Annotated in this window: 20 protein-coding genes; 19 read left to right on the top strand and 1 reads right to left on the bottom strand. The window is 36.0% G+C overall.

From position 1 onward, the window contains the following. Positions 1 to 224 precede the first annotated feature (224 nt). The 11 genes from rpmH (at position 225) to K6959_RS16680 (ending at position 10,662) form a co-directional block, all read left to right on the top strand. Positions 225 to 359: a 50S ribosomal protein L34 gene (rpmH, locus tag K6959_RS16730; protein WP_163242309.1), complete on the top strand. Its 135-nt coding sequence runs from the start codon at positions 225 to 227 to the stop codon at positions 357 to 359. An 84-nt stretch (positions 360 to 443) separates the two neighbouring features. Beyond that, on the top strand, positions 444 to 794 hold the full coding sequence (gene rnpA / locus K6959_RS16725; RefSeq protein ID WP_163242326.1) for a ribonuclease P protein component: 351 nt from the start codon (positions 444 to 446) through the stop codon (positions 792 to 794). 160 nt (positions 795 to 954) lie between these two features. After that, positions 955 to 1,731: a YidC family membrane integrase SpoIIIJ gene (gene spoIIIJ / locus K6959_RS16720; RefSeq protein WP_163242308.1), complete on the top strand. Its 777-nt coding sequence runs from the start codon at positions 955 to 957 to the stop codon at positions 1,729 to 1,731. Continuing rightward, positions 1,728 to 2,375 carry an RNA-binding cell elongation regulator Jag/EloR gene (jag, locus tag K6959_RS16715; protein WP_223087100.1) on the top strand — a complete coding sequence of 216 codons (648 nt, stop codon included), beginning with the start codon at positions 1,728 to 1,730 and terminating at the stop codon, positions 2,373 to 2,375. The genes spoIIIJ and jag overlap by 4 nt, the downstream gene beginning before the upstream one ends. A 458-nt stretch (positions 2,376 to 2,833) precedes the next feature. Further along, on the top strand, positions 2,834 to 4,219 hold the full coding sequence (gene mnmE / locus K6959_RS16710; RefSeq protein WP_223087098.1) for a tRNA uridine-5-carboxymethylaminomethyl(34) synthesis GTPase MnmE: 1,386 nt from the start codon (positions 2,834 to 2,836) through the stop codon (positions 4,217 to 4,219). A gap of 20 nt (positions 4,220 to 4,239) precedes the next feature. Beyond that, positions 4,240 to 6,129: a tRNA uridine-5-carboxymethylaminomethyl(34) synthesis enzyme MnmG gene (gene mnmG / locus K6959_RS16705; protein ID WP_223087097.1), complete on the top strand. Its 1,890-nt coding sequence runs from the start codon at positions 4,240 to 4,242 to the stop codon at positions 6,127 to 6,129. Between the two features lie 17 nt (positions 6,130 to 6,146). Then, a complete protein-coding gene (gene rsmG, locus K6959_RS16700) occupies positions 6,147 to 6,863 on the top strand; it encodes a 16S rRNA (guanine(527)-N(7))-methyltransferase RsmG (protein WP_163242304.1) in 717 nt (238 codons plus the stop codon). A gap of 111 nt (positions 6,864 to 6,974) precedes the next feature. Next, entirely contained in the window at positions 6,975 to 7,835 is an 861-nt protein-coding gene (noc, locus tag K6959_RS16695) for a nucleoid occlusion protein (RefSeq protein WP_223087095.1), read from the top strand. A 202-nt stretch (positions 7,836 to 8,037) separates the two neighbouring features. Further along, on the top strand, positions 8,038 to 8,799 hold the full coding sequence (locus K6959_RS16690) for a ParA family protein (protein ID WP_163242302.1): 762 nt from the start codon (positions 8,038 to 8,040) through the stop codon (positions 8,797 to 8,799). After that, a complete protein-coding gene (locus K6959_RS16685) occupies positions 8,792 to 9,646 on the top strand; it encodes a ParB/RepB/Spo0J family partition protein (protein WP_163242301.1) in 855 nt (284 codons plus the stop codon). The genes K6959_RS16690 and K6959_RS16685 overlap by 8 nt, the downstream gene beginning before the upstream one ends. A gap of 302 nt (positions 9,647 to 9,948) precedes the next feature. Beyond that, entirely contained in the window at positions 9,949 to 10,662 is a 714-nt protein-coding gene (locus K6959_RS16680) for a DUF554 domain-containing protein (RefSeq protein WP_163242300.1), read from the top strand. A gap of 37 nt (positions 10,663 to 10,699) precedes the next feature. Here the strand turns inward: K6959_RS16680 and yyaC are convergent, their stop codons facing one another. Further along, positions 10,700 to 11,329, bottom strand: a complete 630-nt coding sequence (gene yyaC / locus K6959_RS16675) for a spore protease YyaC (RefSeq protein ID WP_223087094.1) — start codon at positions 11,327 to 11,329, stop codon at positions 10,700 to 10,702. A 204-nt stretch (positions 11,330 to 11,533) separates the two neighbouring features. On the opposite strand from yyaC, the gene K6959_RS16670 reads away from it, so the two are divergent. From K6959_RS16670 to K6959_RS16635, 8 genes are all read left to right on the top strand, one after another. After that, the gene (locus K6959_RS16670) at positions 11,534 to 11,734 is read left to right on the top strand and encodes a DUF951 domain-containing protein (RefSeq protein WP_163242298.1); all 201 of its coding nucleotides are present in this window, start codon (positions 11,534 to 11,536) and stop codon (positions 11,732 to 11,734) included. A gap of 555 nt (positions 11,735 to 12,289) precedes the next feature. Continuing rightward, positions 12,290 to 13,390 (top strand): redox-regulated ATPase YchF, encoded by a 1,101-nt coding sequence (gene ychF, locus K6959_RS16665; protein WP_163242297.1) that lies wholly within the window; start codon positions 12,290 to 12,292, stop codon positions 13,388 to 13,390. Between the two features lie 176 nt (positions 13,391 to 13,566). Further along, positions 13,567 to 13,854, top strand: coding sequence for a 30S ribosomal protein S6 (gene rpsF / locus K6959_RS16660; RefSeq protein ID WP_163242296.1), 288 nt, complete (start codon positions 13,567 to 13,569; stop codon positions 13,852 to 13,854). 74 nt (positions 13,855 to 13,928) lie between these two features. Further along, positions 13,929 to 14,429 carry a single-stranded DNA-binding protein gene (gene ssb, locus K6959_RS16655; protein ID WP_163242295.1) on the top strand — a complete coding sequence of 167 codons (501 nt, stop codon included), beginning with the start codon at positions 13,929 to 13,931 and terminating at the stop codon, positions 14,427 to 14,429. A gap of 255 nt (positions 14,430 to 14,684) precedes the next feature. Continuing rightward, complete coding sequence (locus tag K6959_RS16650; protein WP_223087092.1) at positions 14,685 to 15,794, top strand: tyrosine-type recombinase/integrase; 1,110 nt, start codon at positions 14,685 to 14,687, stop codon at positions 15,792 to 15,794. Then, positions 15,787 to 17,226: a tyrosine-type recombinase/integrase gene (locus K6959_RS16645; protein ID WP_107920281.1), complete on the top strand. Its 1,440-nt coding sequence runs from the start codon at positions 15,787 to 15,789 to the stop codon at positions 17,224 to 17,226. The genes K6959_RS16650 and K6959_RS16645 overlap by 8 nt, the downstream gene beginning before the upstream one ends. Next, on the top strand, positions 17,223 to 18,830 hold the full coding sequence (locus K6959_RS16640) for a site-specific integrase (protein ID WP_107920282.1): 1,608 nt from the start codon (positions 17,223 to 17,225) through the stop codon (positions 18,828 to 18,830). The genes K6959_RS16645 and K6959_RS16640 overlap by 4 nt, the downstream gene beginning before the upstream one ends. Beyond that, positions 18,820 to 19,260, top strand: a complete 441-nt coding sequence (locus K6959_RS16635; protein WP_107920283.1) for a DUF6262 family protein — start codon at positions 18,820 to 18,822, stop codon at positions 19,258 to 19,260. Before K6959_RS16640 ends, K6959_RS16635 begins: the two co-directional genes overlap by 11 nt. Positions 19,261 to 19,322: the final 62 nt, after the last annotated feature.

Raw genomic sequence — 19,322 nt, 5'->3', positions numbered from 1 at the left:
AGAAAAATAGCGAAAAAAATTATCCACAGTTTAATTAACGGATTCTTATTTGGTAAAAAAGTTGTGCGTGAAAATCACAAGTAGGGTTGTGATAGGGTATTTTTACTTACCAGAAAAATAAATCAGGATCGAGGAGTTGACTATTCGGATTGACGTTTATATAATTAGAAAGACTGTCTTGGATATTGCTATTTGAGTGTTATTCCTCAGGGAGGTGTCATATAATGAAACGAACTTTTCAACCTAAAAAACGTAAAAGAAGTAAAATTCATGGTTTCCGCAGTCGTATGAGCAGTAAGAATGGACGTAAAATTCTTGCTTCTCGACGTCGTAGAGGAAGAAAAGCTTTATCAGCTTAGGCCACTGAAAGTCTCAGTGGTCTTTTTTCTCATAACAAAGGTTAATAGCAATCTGATCCATATCTGGATTGTAGGTGCATGAAAATGAAAAAGGAATTTCGAATTAAAAAAAATAAAGAGTTTCAAGAAGTTTTTAAAAAAGGGAAGTCGTATGCGAACCGGCAATTTGTAGTCTATGTGTTACCAAAAAAAGATCAAGTACATTTTAGGATTGGTCTCTCAGTCAGCAAAAAAATAGGAAATGCCGTAAAAAGAAATGAAATTAAACGCTATATTCGCCAGTCTTTCCATGAGCTAATGGGTGAAGTACATAATGAAAATGATTATATCATTATTGCTAGGAAGCCAGCTGCTGAAATGAACTTCCATGAAGTAAAAAAAAGCTTGATCCACGTTCTTAAGCTAGCAAAAGTGTTGAAAAAAAAGCGGAATTAATACAATCAATAACACAACTGTAGTTATGTTTATGATAAAATATTGTTTAAAAAGATCGTAAAGGCTTTTTCACTATTTATCATTGAAAATATGTTTTACTGGACAAGCCTTTATATTAATAAATGACTTTAAAAAACGTTGCAGTTAGGAGGAAAAACGTTTGAAAAGGCGAATACTTCTTTTAATTGGATTATTTTCGCTTATAACCATTTTAACTGGTTGTACAGAATTTAACCAGCCCATCACTTCAGAGAGTACAGGCTTTTGGAACCAATATATTGTTTATCCGCTATCATGGTTAATTACGAAAGTAGCTGTAATGATAGGAGGCAGCTATGGTTTATCTATCATTCTTGTTACAATTTTAATTCGTTTAGCTATTTTGCCATTGATGATTAAACAAACAAAAAGTTCGAAGGCTATGCAGGCGTTACAGCCTGAGTTACAAAAACTTAAAGAGAAATACAGTTCAAAAGATCAACAGACACAACAAAAGCTTCAACAAGAAATGATGGGGTTATTTCAAAAGCATGGAGTAAATCCATTTGCAGGATGTTTTCCGCTTTTGATCCAACTTCCGATTCTAATGGGCTTTTATCATGCAATTAATCGAACTCCTGAAATTAAAAATCAAGCATTTTTATGGTTTGAACTTGGAGAAAAAGACCCGTTTTTCATTTTACCGCTCATTGCTGGGGCAACTACCTTTATCCAGCAGAAGGTAATGATGGCAGGAACAGAAGGACAAAATCCGCAAATGGCAATGATGCTGTGGATGATGCCAATTATGATTATTATATTTGCTATTAATTTACCAGCAGCACTTCCTCTTTATTGGGTAGTTGGAAATATTTTTATGATCATTCAAACCTATTTTATAAAAGGTCCCGAGCTTAAGAGTCAAGCGACGGGAAATGCGGGGGGAGCGAAAAAGTGAAACAAGTAACTGCTACGGGACAAACTGTCGAAGAAGCAGTCAAATCAGCTTTAGCTCAATTAAACACAACGAAAGACCGCACAGAAGTGACAATTGTCGACGAGGGCAAAAAAGGTATTTTTGGAATTTTTTGTTCGCGACCAGCTGTCGTGAAGGTAAAAGTTATCATTGATCCAATAGAAGAAGCACAAAAGTTTCTTTTAAGTGTTGCTAATAAAATGAATGCGCCAATTAACATTGAAGTCATTCGGGATGGAAGATTTATTCAATTTGTTTTAACGGGAGAAAAAATTGCCCTGTTAATTGGTAAAAGAGGGCAAACTCTTAATTCCCTCCAATATTTAACGCAACTTGTTGCGAATCGTTTTTCAGATCAATATTTAACCATTATGCTTGATGCTGAAGATTATCGAAAAAGACGAAATGATACTCTTGTCCATTTAGCTGAACGGCTTGCTCAAAAAGCATTAAGAACTCAACAAGATGTAGCACTTGAGCCGATGCCTTCATATGAGCGGAAAGTGATTCATTCTGCTTTAGCAGATGAAAAGCGTATTAAAACTTTCTCAACTGGGACAGAGCCATACCGTCATCTAGTCATTTCACCTGTAAAGAAAAGTAAGTATCCTACAAATAAAGATTAAAAGACAAGCTCCTAAGCATTTTACGTTTAGGAGCTTTTTACTTAATTAAAAAGTGTTGTGTACAAGCACAATGGAATTTTCACAATTTTAAAGTCTCTAGATATATTTGCCTAGGGACTTTTTATTTTGGAATAAATGGGTTATAAGACAGTTAATTGTTTAAAATAATGTTAATAAATAATGAGAATGGTCATACTTGACTAAAAATTTTGATTGTGGAAAAGTAAAAAAAAGTCTGTTGTACTTTATTGTTATTCACATGTGGATAAGATAAAATATATTGTATGTTAAAATTCACATGTGGATATTTTTAGCGAGGTTTTGATATAGTGAAAGTCTGTGTTATATTTTTTATCCACTAAATCAATCAAAGAGGACCATATCCTCTATATCATAAAACGTGTGCAATCTTTTTAACACGATATGGACAACCTCTCATAAAGAAAAGGGGTGAAAAGATGCAATTTGATACGATAGCAGCAATTTCCACTCCAATGGGGGAAGGTGCTATTGCAATTGTTCGGTTAAGCGGGCAGGAAGCGATTAAAATTGCTAATAAACTTTTTCATGGGGTAAGTGGCAAACAATTAAAAGATGTACCGACACATACGATTCATTACGGCCATTTAATTGATCCAAAAACAGGACAAACTGTTGAAGAAGTAATGGTTTCAGTGATGAAAGCTCCTAAAACATTTACAAAAGAAGATATTGTTGAAATAAATTGTCATGGAGAAATGGTTTCGGTTAATCGCGTTTTACAACTAGTGTTAAATAACGGTGCACGCCTTGCTGAACCAGGAGAATTTACGAAGCGTGCTTTTTTAAATGGGCGGATTGATCTTTCTCAAGCAGAAGCAGTCATTGATTTAATCCGTGCAAAAACTGATCGGGCAATGAATGTAGCTTTAAGTCAAATGGAAGGACGATTATCGAAGCTCATTAAAAAGCTTCGGCAAGAAATATTAGAGATACTTGCTCACATTGAGGTTAATATTGATTACCCTGAGTATGATGACGTAGAAGAAATGACTCATCATATTTTAATTGAAAAAGCTTTGTATATCCGTTCTGAAATTGAACGGTTATTAAAAACATCACAACAAGGGAAAATTTTACGAGAAGGTTTATCTACTGTTATTATTGGTCGTCCAAATGTAGGAAAGTCGTCATTACTTAATAGTTTAATACAGGAAAACAAAGCGATTGTAACAGATATTCCTGGAACTACCCGTGATGTCATTGAGGAGTACGTTAATATAAGAGGGGTGCCGTTAAGACTTATTGATACTGCTGGAATTCGGGAAACAGAGGATATTGTTGAACGGATTGGAGTAGAGAAATCACGGCAAGTACTTACGAAAGCAGACTTAATTTTATTTGTATTAAACTTTTCTGATGAGTTGACAGAAGAAGATGAAAAATTATTTGCAGCTGTAGCTGGAATGGACGTTATTGTCATTATTAACAAAACCGATTTGAAGCAAAAGATTGATCTGGATAAAGTACATAAGCTTGCAAACGGTCATAAAATCGTTTCAACCTCTCTTCTTTTAGACAAAGGAGTAGATGAGCTAGAAGAAGCGCTTGCAGCATTATTTTTTGAAGGGTCTCTTGAATCGGCAGATATGACATACGTATCAAACACGCGGCATGTTGCACTATTAAATCAGGCTTTAACAGCTATTAATGAAGCCATTCAAGGGGTTGAATCAGGTACACCAATTGATATCGTCCAAATTGATTTAACAAGAACGTGGGAGCTATTAGGTGAAATTATCGGTGAGAGTGTACACGAAAGTTTGATTGACCAGCTATTCTCACAATTTTGTTTAGGAAAGTAAGTAAAGAAAGGAGGCTTCTTATGCAATACGAGGCCGGAAATTATGATGTCATTGTAATCGGTGCTGGGCATGCAGGATGTGAAGCAGGCTTAGCAGCAGCTCGAATCGGAGCAAAAACATTAATGATTACAATTAATCTTGATATGGTTGCTTTTATGCCATGCAATCCTTCAATAGGGGGACCGGCAAAAGGCAACGTCGTAAGAGAAATCGATGCTCTTGGCGGACAGATAGCGAAGAATCTTGATAAAACGCATATTCAAATGAGAATGTTGAATACAGGTAAAGGCCCGGCTGTTCGTGCCTTAAGAGCCCAAGCTGATAAGTTTATGTATCAACACGAAATGAAAAAAACCTTAGAAAATGAACCAAACCTGACATTAGTTCAAGGAATGGTTGAACAACTGATAGTCGAAGATGGAGTATGTAAAGGAGTTATTACGAAAACTGGGGCTGTGTTCCGATCAAAAGCAGTTGTTATAACGACTGGAACTTTTTTACGTGGAGAAATTATTATTGGAGAACTTAAATATTCAAGCGGACCGAATAATCAACAGCCATCAATTAAATTAGCAGATTATTTAAAAGAACTTGGCTTTGAGCTCGTACGCTTTAAAACAGGTACACCGCCGCGTGTAAATGGAAAGACAATTGACTATAGTAAAACAGAAATTCAGCCAGGTGACAAAACTCCGCATGCTTTTTCTTACGAAACAACTGAATATATAACCGATCAACTGCCATGCTGGCTCACATATACAAGCAAAGAAACGCACAATATTATCGAGAAAAACTTGCACCGCTCACCAATGTATTCAGGTATGATTAAAGGAAAAGGGCCGCGTTATTGTCCTTCAGTGGAAGATAAGATTGTACGTTTTCACGATAAACCGCGTCACCAAATCTTTTTAGAACCAGAAGGGAGAAATACTGAGGAAGTATACGTACAGGGCTTGTCAACAAGTCTACCAGAAGACGTTCAACCTCATCTAATCAAATCTGTACCTGGACTGGAAAATGCTCAAATGATGCGCCCAGGCTATGCGATAGAATATGATGCAATTATTCCGACACAGCTTTGGCCAACACTTGAAACAAAAGTTATAAAAAATCTTTATTCTGCTGGGCAAATTAACGGAACATCGGGCTATGAGGAAGCGGCTGCACAAGGTTTAATGGCTGGGATCAACGCTGCCCGGTATGTTTTTAACAAAGAAGCGATTATTTTAAGTCGTTCTGAAGCATATATTGGCGTATTAATCGATGACCTTGTTACAAAAGGAACGAGTGAACCGTACCGGTTATTAACATCCCGGGCCGAATATCGATTACTTCTTCGCCATGATAATGCTGATCTTCGCCTAACAGAACTTGGATACAAGATTGGGTTAATTTCAGAAGAACGTTATAAAAAATTCAAATTAAAAAAAACAGCAATTGAAAAAGAAATAAAACGATTAAGATCAATTATTATTAAACCGTCGAAGGAAGCGCAAGCACTTGTTCAGCAACAAGGTGGCAGTCCGCTAAAAGATGGTGTAAGAGCATCAGATTTATTAAAACGCCCGGAAATGACATATGCACATATTCAAAAGTTAGCTCCTAGCGATATTGAAATTGATAAAGATGTAACGGAACAAGTTGAAATTCAAATCAAATACGAAGGATATATTGATAAATCGTTACAACAAGTAGAGCGATTGAAAAAAATGGAGGATAAAAAAAATCCCGAAGATATTGATTATGATGCCATTTCTGGTATTGCCAAAGAAGCCAGACATAATCTAAAAGAAGTTCGGCCATTATCAATTGCTCAAGCATCACGAATTTCCGGAGTAAATCCTGCGGATATTTCTATTTTGCTTGTGTATTTAGAACAAGGTCGAATTGCACGCGTAACAAATGAATAAAGAGGAAGGATTAATTTATGAACACGGAACAGTTCACTAGTTTATTGGCGGAAAAGGGGATCTCCCTTTCTTCCCGTCAATTACAGCAGTATGAGCTTTATTATGAATTATTAGTGGAATGGAATAAGAAGATTAACTTGACCGCAATTACTAACAAGGAAGATGTGTATTTAAAGCATTTTTACGATTCAATTTCTGCCGCCTTTTATTTTGATTTTAATAAACCATTCCATATTTGTGATGTAGGCGCAGGTGCAGGTTTTCCTAGTATCCCAATTAAAATTGCCTTTCCGAATTTACACGTAACAATTGTTGATTCTTTAAATAAAAGAATTACGTTTTTAAAACACCTTGCAAATATGCTATCATTGGAAAATGTTGAGTTTATTCACGATCGTGCTGAAACTTTTGGAAAAAGAAGAGAGCATCGTGAAGCATATGATATTGTCATGGCAAGAGCTGTTGCAAGGATGTCTGTTTTAGCGGAATTTTGTTTACCATTAGCGAAAGTTGGGGGAACATTTATTGCGTTAAAAGGTGCAAGTGGACTAGAGGAACTAGAAAAAGGGAAAAAGGCAGTTGCTTTATTAGGTGGTAAAATTAACAACATCCATTCTTTTCTCCTTCCAATTGAGGAAAGTGAGCGAACGATTATGATGGTGAATAAAATAAAGCAGACACCGAAAAAATATCCGCGCAAGCCTGGAACACCAAATAAGGATCCAATTGAATAACTGCGTGCAGCTAATTTTCATTGTAAGTATATAACCAAATAGGCAGGAACTTGTCTTTTTTTAGAGAATAGAGAATATGTAAAGGGAGTTTCATAAAGGTGGTGCAGGACTATGAAGCATACTTTCTCTCGTTTTTTTGGATTGGGTGAAAAAGAAGAAGAAGATAAAGAGATAGATCAAGTTGATGAAGATGAACAAGAAGAAATTCGTAAAATTCCAATTGATCATATTGTTCCAAACCGTTTCCAACCTCGGACAATTTTTGATGAAGAAAAAATAGATGAATTAGCTAGAACGATACATACACATGGGATTATTCAACCGATAGTTGTAAGAGAATATGAAGAAAATCAGTTTGAAATTATTGCTGGCGAACGTCGCTGGCGGGCAATGAAAAAGCTCCAATGGGAAACAGCACCAGCAATTATTAAAAATTTAAATGATACTGAAACGGCGTCAGTTGCGTTAATAGAAAATTTACAACGGGAAGAACTATCTCCAATTGAAGAAGCGATTGCTTACGGGAAATTGATAGAGCTTCATCAGTTAACTCAAGAAGCATTAGCACAACGATTGGGAAAAGGACAGTCAACAGTTGCTAATAAGCTAAGACTTTTAAAGTTGCCAAGTGAAGTTCAAGATGCCTTGTTGAATAAAATTATTACAGAAAGGCACGCTCGTGCTCTTATTCCGTTAAAAGATCCTGAAAAACAACGAATGCTATTAGCTGAAAATAGTGAGAAAAATTTAAATGTGAAACAAACAGAAGAACGGGTTATGAAATTACTCGAACAAAAAGACCAAAAGACTAAGCCAAAAAGAAAGACTTTTAGTAAAGATATGAGGATAGCTGTAAATACCATTCGACAGTCGCTGACAATGGTAGCAGATAGCGGAATAAATCTTGACTCAGAGGAAAAGGAATTTGAGGAGTACTATCAATTTACAATTCGTATTCCTAAAAAGAAATGAACTAGCTAAGCGATATGATATTAGATGATAGTGAGAAGCTAAAACAGATGTAGGTTTACTTTCTCACTGTTTTTTTATTTCTCATAAGCGGTTTTACTGCTTTCTTTGTTTTATATGTTTATCAATTCTAGGACATTTCATGATAAAATAAATGAGATGATTGCTATTGCTATTTTAGTAGGGAAAGAAGGTAGGTGACATCGTGGGCAGGATTATTGCGATCGCCAATCAAAAAGGAGGAGTTGGTAAAACAACAACCTCAGTTAATTTAGGTGCATGTTTAGCCTATACCGGCAAAAAAGTATTAATGGTAGATATAGATCCACAAGGAAATGCGACGAGTGGAGTTGGAATTGAAAAAGCCGATGTCGACCAATGTATTTATGATGTATTGGTGGATGACGAAGAAGCTATTCGGGTTATTCAACCAACTACAGTTGAAAATTTATATGTGATTCCTGCGACAATTCAGTTGGCTGGTGCGGAAATAGAACTTGTTCCAACCATTTCAAGAGAAGTGCGATTAAAAAGAGCTTTAGAAGCCGTAAAAAATAATTTTGATTATATTTTAATTGATTGTCCGCCCTCACTCGGGTTATTGACAATTAATGCATTAACGGCATCTGATTCCGTGATCATACCTGTTCAATGTGAGTACTATGCGTTAGAAGGATTAAGCCAATTATTAAACACCGTTCGTCTTGTTCAAAAACACTTAAATCAAGATTTAAAAATTGAAGGTGTACTCCTTACTATGTTAGATGCACGGACAAACTTAGGTATTCAAGTAATTGAAGAAGTGAAAAAATATTTTCAAGATAAAGTATATAAAACAATCATTCCCCGTAATGTTCGTCTAAGCGAAGCTCCAAGTCATGGAAAACCGATTATTATTTATGACCCTAAATCAAGAGGAGCAGAAGTGTATTTAGATTTAGCAAAGGAAGTGGTTGTAAATGGCTAAAGGGTTAGGAAAAGGAATCAATGCATTGTTTACGAATATTGACGTCAGCAAAGAAGAGACGATTCGTGAAATAAAAATAAAAGACCTTCGACCAAATCCATATCAACCAAGAAAGGCTTTCCGAAAAGAAGCGATTGATGAATTAAAGCAATCAATCATAGAACATGGAATTTTGCAACCGATTATTGCGAGAAAAAGCATTAAAGGCTATGAAATTGTAGTTGGTGAGAGGCGTTACCGTGCAGCTAAAGAAGCCGGCCTTAAAGAAATGCCAGTTGTTGTTCGCGAATTAAGCGAACAGCAAATGATGGAGTTAGCTGTTCTTGAAAATTTACAGCGTGAAGATTTAACTCCTATCGAAGAAGGAGCAGCTTATCAAATGCTAATGGAGCGATTAAACTTAACACAGGAAGAATTGGCACAACGCCTCGGAAAAAGCCGACCGCATATAGCGAACCACATTCGTTTACTTTCGCTGCCGCCCCAGATCCAATCACTCATTTCAGAAGGAAAAATATCGATGGGACATGGACGGGCTCTTCTTGGGTTACGGAAAAAAGATCATCTCCCTGCTGTAGTGAAGAAAGTTTTAAATGAAGGATTAAATGTCCGCCAATTAGAATTATTCATTCAAAAAATGAATCAAAATGTTTCACGTGAAACAAAAAAGGAGAAAAAAGAAAGAGACATTTTTATTGTGGAACAAGAATCATTTTTACGAGAAAGGTTTGGGACAACGGTTCATATTAAGCAATCTAAAAATAAAGGGAAAATTGAAATTGAATTTTTATCAAAGGAAGATTTAGAACGAATTCTCGAACTATTAGAAACGACTTATTCGTCATAAGCCATCGTACTCTTGATAAACTTTCGCATTTTTCTTTGCTTGCACTTCGTTGTAACATGAACAACTGTTCCTGAAGGCTTTGACTGACAAGCGTTTTCAATTTGTTGAGGTTATTTGGTTCGAAAATTTACTTTGTTATAAGCTGAAACCATCGTGAAGATGGTTTTTTTCTTTTTTTTTCACTCTAAAACGAGTACAATGCATCTATTCAAATAAGCATAAGTAAAAAAAGATAGGAAATAAATTGATTTCATGATAGTTTAATAGTATTAATCTTTTAAAGCGTTGAAAAGGTGAATAAGATGGTACTGCTTGGAACAATTGTAAATGGTATTTGTATTATGATAGGTACTTTAATCGGAAAACTGCTACATCGTATTCCCGAGGGAATAAAAGCAACAGTTATGCATGGAATAGCACTTGCTGTAATTGTCTTAGGGCTACAAATGGGCTTTAAAAGTACCAATTTTTTAATTGTTATTTTAAGTATTGTTATTGGTGCGGTAATTGGAGAAATATTAGCTTTAGAAGCAAAACTAAATGCGCTCGGAATTTGGTTAGAAAAGAAAGTTGCTTCAAAGGAGCAAGGCAGTATTGCACAAGGGTTTGTTACTGCGACGTTAATTTTTGTGATTGGAGCTATGGCAATTATAGGTGCATTGGATAGCGGTATTCGGGGAGATCATGCTGTTTTATATACAAAAGCAATGATAGATGGATTTACAGCATTAATATTAACAACAACGTTAGGAATCGGAGTTATTTTTTCAGTTATTCCAGTAGTCATATATCAAGGAGGAATAGCCCTCTTTGCTACCCAAATTGATCGTCTTATCCCGCAAGAACTTATGGATCATTTTATATTAGAAATGACGGCAACTGGTGGATTAATGATATTTGCAATCGGCCTTAATTTACTAGGTGTAACTAAAATTCGCGTTGCAAATTTCCTTCCAGGTATTATTATTGTTGCTATTCTCGTTTCATTATTGTACGGATATGAAAGAATCTTTTGATAAGAAGGGATTTAATATTTCCATCCCTTCTTTTTCTTTAAGGTGTATGTTCCTGGCTCGCTTTGCGATTCCAATTGATTTCAGCTAAAGTTTGCTTTTGATAATAAGTTAAGCTTGCTTGGTATATTCCGTTTGCGATCGTCTTTGCCATTTTTAAAACGAGATTAAGTCTTGTATTTTGCAATACAAAAAAATCCATAAATCCACTTACATTTACAATGCCTGTCAAATGAATATCTCCGACGGCTGGAAGCTCCTTATTAACACCAGCACCTGGTTTAACAGGGCCTTTACCGATTTGAACGATGCCAATACTTTTTAATCGGCCTAGACATGCATCAATTCCAATAATAAAAGGATGATGATGAATGTTATTTATTTCAACGATTTTCTCCTCTAAATTAATTGCGTGAATCGGATCTTCTAGAGTTCCATAAATAAAAAAACATCGGGTCATTTTTTCTTCTAGAAATGTACCAATGAGTGGTCCTAATGAATCCCCAGTAGAACGATCTGTACCAATACAAATAATAATGATGGGACGGTTACTATCAACTGGGATTAAATTGAATATTTCTTTACCAATCAAGTAATCTGCGTTTTTTTTCTCATAATGAATACGTACTCCATCATCTCGTCTGTCAAAAAAGCTTGGTTTAATATTCATTGGATCCCACTCCTTCAAAGTAGTATTAACAGTATACGGAATATTTCTAAAATCTATACGTGTGAAAATAGAAATAAAGGAAAGGAACTTGAAAGATGGTAAAATAAATGTAATCAGCTTTAAATCTCTTTTGTTTTCACTTAGAATACGTTTTAGAAGAAAGAGATGCTCAAAACTCAAAAAAATTTGAGGGAGGTACACTTGATGGGACAAAAGGAATTTCAACTGAATGATATAGTTGAAATGAAAAAATCGCATCCTTGTGGAACAAATCAATGGAAAATCATTCGAATGGGAATGGATATTCGAATAAAATGTGAAGGCTGCGGTCATAGCGTTTTAATACCACGTAAAGAGTTTGCGAGAAAAATGAAAAAAGTATTGCAGAAGTATGAAGAATCATAATTTATAGTTTTTTTAGCTTGTTGACAAAGTTATTATTTGAAGCAAATGCACGAAAGAATACTTTTAACCGCTTGTCAGTCAAGATGCGCTACACGAGGCGAAAGCAAATAGAACAGTTGTTCATAAGCTGACAACGAAGTGTAAGCAACGACGAATGTGAGCGTTTTGTCAACAGTTTGAAAGAATTTGTGCTACTTTTTCGTTTGTCATAGAGTTAAGATTTGCGTAATTCTTGAAAGTCTAGTTGAAGATACTTGTCAGTAGAGGTAAAAGCGAATAAAACCTGTCGTTGATAAGTTTACAACGGCGAATGCGAGTGTTTGTTAATAGTCTAAGAAGAAGAAGAAGTATGAAGAATGACCACTTATCCTACTTTGAGCTTGTAGTCAAAGTCAATATTAGAATTCATACTTCTTTTTTCAATTATTTTGAGCTTAGTGTCAATGCTTGTCTTTTTTTTTGCATATCTCTATAATTGTGAGAGACTTTGCTTTTATATAATGAGATATAAACGTATTTAAATATAGATTGGTCATAAAGAGGAGTGGTGTAAGGATGGCTTTAACGGCAGGGATAGTCGGTTTACCGAACGTTGGGAAATCGACGCTGTTTAATGCAATAACACAAGCAGGTGCAGAATCAGCTAATTACCCTTTCTGTACAATTGATCCAAATGTAGGAATGGTTGAAGTGCCAGATCATCGATTGCAAAAATTAACCGAACTTGTAAAGCCGAAGAAAACTGTGCCAACAACGTTTGAGTTTACTGATATTGCTGGGATTGTTAAAGGAGCAAGTAAAGGGGAAGGGCTCGGAAATCAATTTTTATCTCATATCCGGCAAGTGGATGCCATTTGTCATGTTGTTCGCTGTTTTGCTGACGACAATATAACTCACGTTGCTGGAAACGTAGATCCTATATCTGATATTGAGACAATTAATTTAGAGTTAATTTTAGCAGATCTTGAGACAGTAGATAAGCGAATCGGCCGGGTTGAAAAAATGGCGAAGCAGAAAGATAAAGATGCGATGTTTGAGTACGAAGTTTTAGCAAAGCTAAAAGAAGCGTTCGAAGAGGAAAAACCGGCTAGAACAATTGAATTTACAGATGATCAAATGAAAGTTGCAAAAGGGCTTCATCTTTTAACGATCAAACCAGTTTTGTATGTTGCGAATGTAGGAGAAGATGATGTTGCAGATCCATCCGAAAATGAATATGTACAACAAGTTAGAACATTTGCTGAGCAAGATCATGCTGAAGTGATCGTTGTATGTGCAAAAATTGAATCGGAAATTGCCGAGCTTGATGGTGATGAAAAGACAATGTTCCTTGAAGAATTAGGGATTAAGGAGTCTGGTCTTGATCAGTTGATTCGTGCAGCTTACAGTTTATTAGGGCTTGCAACCTATTTTACTGCAGGTGTTCAAGAAGTACGTGCTTGGACTTTTCGTAAGGGGATGAAAGCCCCTCAATGTGCCGGAATAATTCATACTGATTTTGAAAGAGGATTTATTCGTGCGGAAACAGTTTCTTATGATGATTTATTAGCCGCTGGATCAATGGGAGCCGCACGAGAAGCAGGGAAAGTTCGCTTAGAGGGGAAAGAATATGAAGTTCAAGACGGCGATGTGATTCATTTCCGATTTAATGTATAATGATTGATCGTCATCACTCATATGAAGGGTGATGATTTTTTTACTGACATTTTTATTGTCATTCAAAGGGTAATCATTGCATTTGTAATGATCATGTGTTATAATTTTTTTCTGTGAGTAATGAATAATTGTTCCTTGCCCAGAAGGGCCGTTTAGACCAAAAGGAGGTGACTGAGATGAGAAAGTACGAAATTATGTACATCATCCGCCCAAATATTGAAGATGAAGCAAAGACAGCGCTTGTTGAGCGTTTCGATAGCATCATCACTGAAAATGGCGGAGAAGTAATCGAATCAAAGGATTGGGGTAAACGTCGTTTAGCATACGAAATCAATGATTTCCGCGACGGTTACTATCGCTTAATGAAAGTAAATGCTACACCTGATGCAGTTGAAGAATTCTCTCGTTTAGCAAAAATTAACGAAGATATTATTCGTCATCTTGTGATTAAAGAAGACGAATAATAGTTTATAGATACAGATGTTTAAGCAAAATGTTTCACGTGAAACAAAGAGTTTGAAAGAAAGGATTGGTTCTGATGATGAATCGTGTCGTACTAGTTGGACGGTTAACGAAAGATCCTGAGTTGCGTTATACGCCAAATGGAGTACCTGTTGCAACCTTTACACTTGCTGTGAATCGTACATTTACAAATCAACAAGGGGAACGAGAAGCAGACTTCATTAATTGTGTTGTGTGGCGTCGTCAAGCTGAAAATGTGGCGAATTTTTTGAAAAAAGGAAGTCTTGCTGGTATAGACGGTCGTATTCAAACTCGAAATTATGAAGCCCAAGATGGAAGACGTGTGTATGTAACAGAAGTATTGGCAGAAAGTGTTCAATTCCTTGAACCTAGAAGTGCATCTCAAGATCGAGGCGACACTGGTTTTTATAGTGCTCCAAAAGAAAAAGAGTTTTCATATGGAAACACTAATCAGAATCAACGTTCAAATCAACAAGGTTATACACGAACAGATAACGGAGATCCATTCGCAAATACTGGACAAATTGATATTTCCGATGATGATCTACCGTTTTGAGAAGTGTAAGTGTGTGTAATGTGTAAACTACATTAAACACCTTATCTATCAAGGGGTTGTGTCTATTTAACAGTGTGTAATCTTTAAAAGGTATTCCAAAGGATTTAGGGGATTATTTATACCTTTAATTCCTTGTGTGTAATCTATTGAAAACTCTCACTACTCAGGGGGGATTATGTGTTATACTGTGTGTAATGTGTAATTCTGATATGGAGGGGGCTATTTGCCTTTCTCCTTTGAGTGGAGGGGAGTGCCTTGAAGGTTGAAAAAACCCTGTCATCCTTTGTGTTAGTGGATTCTAACATGAGGATTATTTCAGAGGTTTTAGATTTTACGAATACTCTGGAAAGCAAAGGATTGTCACCCAATACGGTAAAAAGTTATTTAGATGATTTGAAGATCTTCTATCTATGGCTTGAACGGGAAGGGTTAAAGTTCTATGAAGTGAAGCCATCATCCATAACCAGTTTCATTGAATACATCGACAGCAGAAAAACAAGTGGGAGAGTTGCCCCTGCAACGCTTAATAGATACTTGGCAACATTAAGCTCGTTTTTCAGACACTTTGAAGCTATTGGGGGATTTGTAGAAGAATCACCATTAGTCAAAGTAAGAGGCTATGCACCACATCAGAACAGAGGTTATTTTCGTCATGTAACGAAGAATTGGGATAAAGGTCTTCAAAGTTACTTTAGAAGAAAGTTAAAAAAAAAAAGTGACAGAAAGAGACTATATTCTAATACGGTGCAGAAGTATTACCAAGCTGTTGATATGCTTTGGGGGAAAAACGAATCTTTAATGTTTCGGAACAAGCTGATGTTTCGAGTGTTATATGAAACGGGATTTAGGGTGTCTGAGCTATTACACCTTAGAATTAGTGATTATGACTATCCTGATCCAACAGAGAAAACAGGTAATATTTATCTAATTGAGAGGGAAAATGAACCCCTTGATAGGCAATTGAAATCAGGCGAAAGAACCATACCTGTGTCATGGAAATTGTTACAGGCGTTAGAGGATTATGTTCTATTCCATCGCCCTCAAAAAGATGATATTGATTATATCTTTGTGTCACACTCTACGAGTAATTTAGGAGAACCGATTGGTAGAACCTCGGTGGAAGATGTGTTAAATGAAATTCAAGAGGAAAGTGGAATTGAATACTTCCGTTTAACACCACATTCTTTGAGACATACACACGCTTCCGAATTACAGGATATTGGAGTGGATGTAAATGTCATAAGAGAACGATTAGGACATCAGAGCATCGCTACTACAGCTAAATACGCAAAGCCTTCTGTTAAGACATTAGCAATGGCTCATGAGCGTTATTTAGAAAGTAAGAGGGGTGAGCTACTTGACTAATGTACTTCCTCTTATTGATATGAGTAAAGACACTTGGGTATTTCCTGCAAGTGAGGATTTGTCTCCTTACACATTTCGGTTTGATTTTTTACCGAATGAATGGTTTAAGGAAACGATTAAGAAGATTACAAAAGAGTCGATTACAATTGGTAGGCTTAAACTCTCAACATTACACAGATACAACTATTCGTTAGAGGTATTCTTTGAGTATTTAGAGGGTTATGATATTGTTCTTGATACGTTTGAGGAACTTACATTTGATATTGTAGAAGGGTTTATTCACTACCTATTAGCAAATGTAAATAAACCGCAAACGAGAGCTATATCGTTAGCTTCATTGAAACATCATATTAAGCATGGTCAACTCTTTGAGTGGGGTGGATTTCCACTTTACGAAGTGTTTGATGGAACTGAACAACGTACTTTACAAACAGAGGACTCGTTGAAAAGTATGCTTATTGATGACAATGTAATGGATTCGATTGATTCTTCACTTCGCCAAATGAAATCAACATTACAGCCAACTTTAGAATGCTTAAATGATGTTGTTCTTTGGACTTTAGTTACTGTCGTTAGACATACAGGAGTACGTTTAACAGAGGCTTTAAACTTAAATAAAGACTGTTTAAGAAGAGACTTATTGAAGAAATATCTTCTGGAAGTAGTTAGTTCCAAAAATGAGACCGAAAGGTTTATTCCTGTTAGCAAAGAGGTTTCGGTAGCAATTAAAATGTTAATTCAAGCTACGGAAGAACTTCGTTCTGAATTGAAGACCGACAAATTATTTTATTATTTTCAACCTATAAACAAGAAATACAAGCCTTTGAGACAAGTAACTGCAAGGGATTGGTTGAGAGATAAGTTTATTAAACGGTTTGATATTCGGGATAGCAACGGTGATTTGGCGGTAATAACGTTTCACCAATTCCGTCATCAAATTGGAACCGATCTTCTAAATAACGGTCTTAGTACGTTTGAGGTTATGCAGTATTTGGGGCATGAGTCTATGCACTCTACTCGCCTATATGCCAAAGTCCGAAATGACAAACTCACGAAAGAGTATAAAAAGATTGGTTTTATTGGACTTGTAGAACGTAAGGTTGATGACATTGTAGATGAAAGTGGTAAAAAACTTGATACCGAAAAACGCTTAATGGCACAGCTTCCAGATGGTGTATGTACTAAACCGATAAACAAAAAGGTTGTAAATTGTAAAAAGCCAAATGCTTGTTTATTTTGCCCGAAGTTTATTACCACTCCTGAATTCCTTGAAGTTCATAAGGATCATTTGGGGCGTATAAGGGCAGATAAGGAACGATATATGGCACAAGACCTCATGGGTAGTGATTACCTCTTAAACGAGACTGAGAAGGCTTTAGAAGTGATTGTCAGCCGTTTAGAAGCCCTTCAACAAGGGGTGATGGTCAAATGACAATAAACAATAACTTGCCTTTGGTTGACTACACACCGTCTAAATCTGTAAAAGAAGCTCGTTGTGGCAATAACAAATTCTCAGATGATATTTGGGACTTTAAAGGCTTTGTGGAAGCTCCACATTGGAATGATGCCAAATTTCGAATAGACTTTACTTCTTTTAGTCAATGGGAATCTATCAAGATTACGATTAAAAAGTATATACATTCGGAATTACTCATGAACGGTTTCAATTCAGTGAAACGGAAGCATTCAGCATTTAAGCAACTTATTGACTTTTTAAATGAAAATCATAGTATTGAGTCTTTTCAAGACTTTACGGACAACACGATCCGAGAATACTTTCAATACTTGCTTAAAGCCATTAGTGAAAGAGGAACACCTCTTAGTCCAATGAGTATTAAAAAATCGGCACAAGTGGTAAAAGAATTGTTAATTCGAGGCGGCCAAAGAGATTGGGAAGTGCCGACAAACACTACCAAAATAAACAGCATATACAATGAATTAATCATTAATAACAAAACGCTTAAAGAGGGTACGAAGTTTGGTGTAACCAACAAGGTTCTACCCGAAGAAGAAGTTATTAACAGCCTAATTAAAACGGCAAGAGAACAGCTTGAAAAGGGTGAGGATGTCCTTACTTCTGCAAGTATCCTTCTTTCCACTCAGTTAGGTCTTCGTATAAGTGAAGTTGTACTAATTCAAGAAGGCTGTTTAAGTGTAATAAATGGTGAGTACCAAATAACTTATCTGACTTCGAAAACACAAAAAACGCCAGAACGGGTAACAAGACCTGCGAATGAAATAGTAGTTGAAGCAATTAGAGCCTTAGAGAAACACTCAAAACCTTTGATAAGGCAGTTCGGTGAACCATATCTCTTCTTAACTTATACAAACAGAAGAAAAGATCCAATCACCATTGCGAGTCACTCTAACTGGACAGCAAAAAGATTGAATCCCTTTATTAAAAAGCATGATTTGCGTGATGAAAAAGGAAATCTTTTAAAACTTACACAACACTATTTCAGACATATATTTGCGACTTATGCCCTTAAAGGTGGAATGAAACTCCACGATGTAGCTGAAATGATGAATCATAAGTCTATTATGATGACTGAGACTTATGACCATACAAAAGGACAAAAACAAGAGGTTATCAAGGATATTTTATCAGGTGAAATTCCAGTCACAACGACCAATAAAATCGTACTGGAATCATTGGAAGGCGAAGAAAATCCGTTTAAAGGACTTACTACTGATCAAGTTGATAAAATGCGAAGAGCATTAAAGATTGAGCTATTACCTCATGGTATGTGTTTACATCACCCAATGCGTGGTGAACCCTGCGAACAAGATGGAGTATGCTTGGGCTGTCATGAATTCATAGCATCCGCAAGACACTTGCCTGTTTACGAAGCAAGGCTCGAAAGAGTCGAACAAGAATTAAATACTCTTGATAATGATAAGAGCATTTACACAACAAAACTTCGTTTTCAGCAAGGGATGTTAGAAAAATATGTTTCGGATTTACAAAAGAAACTGGCAGAGAAGGAATTCCAAGAGGCTCTTTTAGAAGTGGCAGGTGCTAAACATGACGAATGAGAAAAAACTAACTCTGGCAGAGCAAAATAGGCTCAGAACGACAGAGAAGGTCATAGAAGCTCTTGAAAAGTTGAAGAAGGGTAAAGATCCTATAACCATCAAAAGTGTTAGTGAGAAGGCAAATATATCACGAAAGACAATTTATAATCGACCTGATCTAAAGGCAATGATAGAGGAAACACAATCGCTACAAAGCGATTTAAACAGTTCTAAAAGGGAAGAACGTAAACCAAAGGGTTCAAGCCAAGCAGAGCAGATAAAACGTCTTAGAGAGAAGAATAAGGAGCTTGTAGAAGATAAGAAAATGATCTTAGAGCAAAATGTGATTCTCACTAAGAAAGTTACTGATTTACAAAATCGGATCGCTGACTTGGAAGATAAATTATATTCACAGGCTAATCTTAAAGTAGTGAATTTACCCCATAAATAACGTAGTATCAAATTTTGTCTGTAAGTTGGGATATATTGTTTCTGAATGAAACAAGTTTATCA

Origin of the sequence: Bacillus aquiflavi, from assembly GCF_019915265.1 — a bacterium.
GTDB classification, from domain to species: Bacteria; Bacillota; Bacilli; order Bacillales; family Cytobacillaceae; genus Bacillus_BT; species Bacillus_BT aquiflavi.
The sequence above is the reverse complement of the archived record's forward strand: the minus strand, read 5'-3'. Positions and strand labels throughout refer to the sequence as shown.

Excerpts from the sequence above, each read along its gene's own strand:
- rpsF (WP_163242296.1), top strand. The coding sequence starts at position 13,567 with ATGAGAAAGTACGAAATTATGTACATCATCCGCCCAAATATTGAAGAT.
- K6959_RS16635 (WP_107920283.1), top strand. The coding sequence starts at position 18,820 with ATGACGAATGAGAAAAAACTAACTCTGGCAGAGCAAAATAGGCTCAGA.
- K6959_RS16680 (WP_163242300.1), top strand. The coding sequence starts at position 9,949 with ATGGTACTGCTTGGAACAATTGTAAATGGTATTTGTATTATGATAGGT.
- rpmH (WP_163242309.1), top strand. The coding sequence starts at position 225 with ATGAAACGAACTTTTCAACCTAAAAAACGTAAAAGAAGTAAAATTCAT.
- K6959_RS16685 (WP_163242301.1), top strand. The coding sequence starts at position 8,792 with ATGGCTAAAGGGTTAGGAAAAGGAATCAATGCATTGTTTACGAATATT.
- yyaC (WP_223087094.1), bottom strand. The coding sequence starts at position 11,329 with ATGAATATTAAACCAAGCTTTTTTGACAGACGAGATGATGGAGTACGT.
- K6959_RS16670 (WP_163242298.1), top strand. The coding sequence starts at position 11,534 with ATGGGACAAAAGGAATTTCAACTGAATGATATAGTTGAAATGAAAAAA.
- rnpA (WP_163242326.1), top strand. The coding sequence starts at position 444 with ATGAAAAAGGAATTTCGAATTAAAAAAAATAAAGAGTTTCAAGAAGTT.
- K6959_RS16640 (WP_107920282.1), top strand. The coding sequence starts at position 17,223 with ATGACAATAAACAATAACTTGCCTTTGGTTGACTACACACCGTCTAAA.
- ssb (WP_163242295.1), top strand. The coding sequence starts at position 13,929 with ATGATGAATCGTGTCGTACTAGTTGGACGGTTAACGAAAGATCCTGAG.
- ychF (WP_163242297.1), top strand. The coding sequence starts at position 12,290 with ATGGCTTTAACGGCAGGGATAGTCGGTTTACCGAACGTTGGGAAATCG.
- noc (WP_223087095.1), top strand. The coding sequence starts at position 6,975 with ATGAAGCATACTTTCTCTCGTTTTTTTGGATTGGGTGAAAAAGAAGAA.
- mnmE (WP_223087098.1), top strand. The coding sequence starts at position 2,834 with ATGCAATTTGATACGATAGCAGCAATTTCCACTCCAATGGGGGAAGGT.
- mnmG (WP_223087097.1), top strand. The coding sequence starts at position 4,240 with ATGCAATACGAGGCCGGAAATTATGATGTCATTGTAATCGGTGCTGGG.
- rsmG (WP_163242304.1), top strand. The coding sequence starts at position 6,147 with ATGAACACGGAACAGTTCACTAGTTTATTGGCGGAAAAGGGGATCTCC.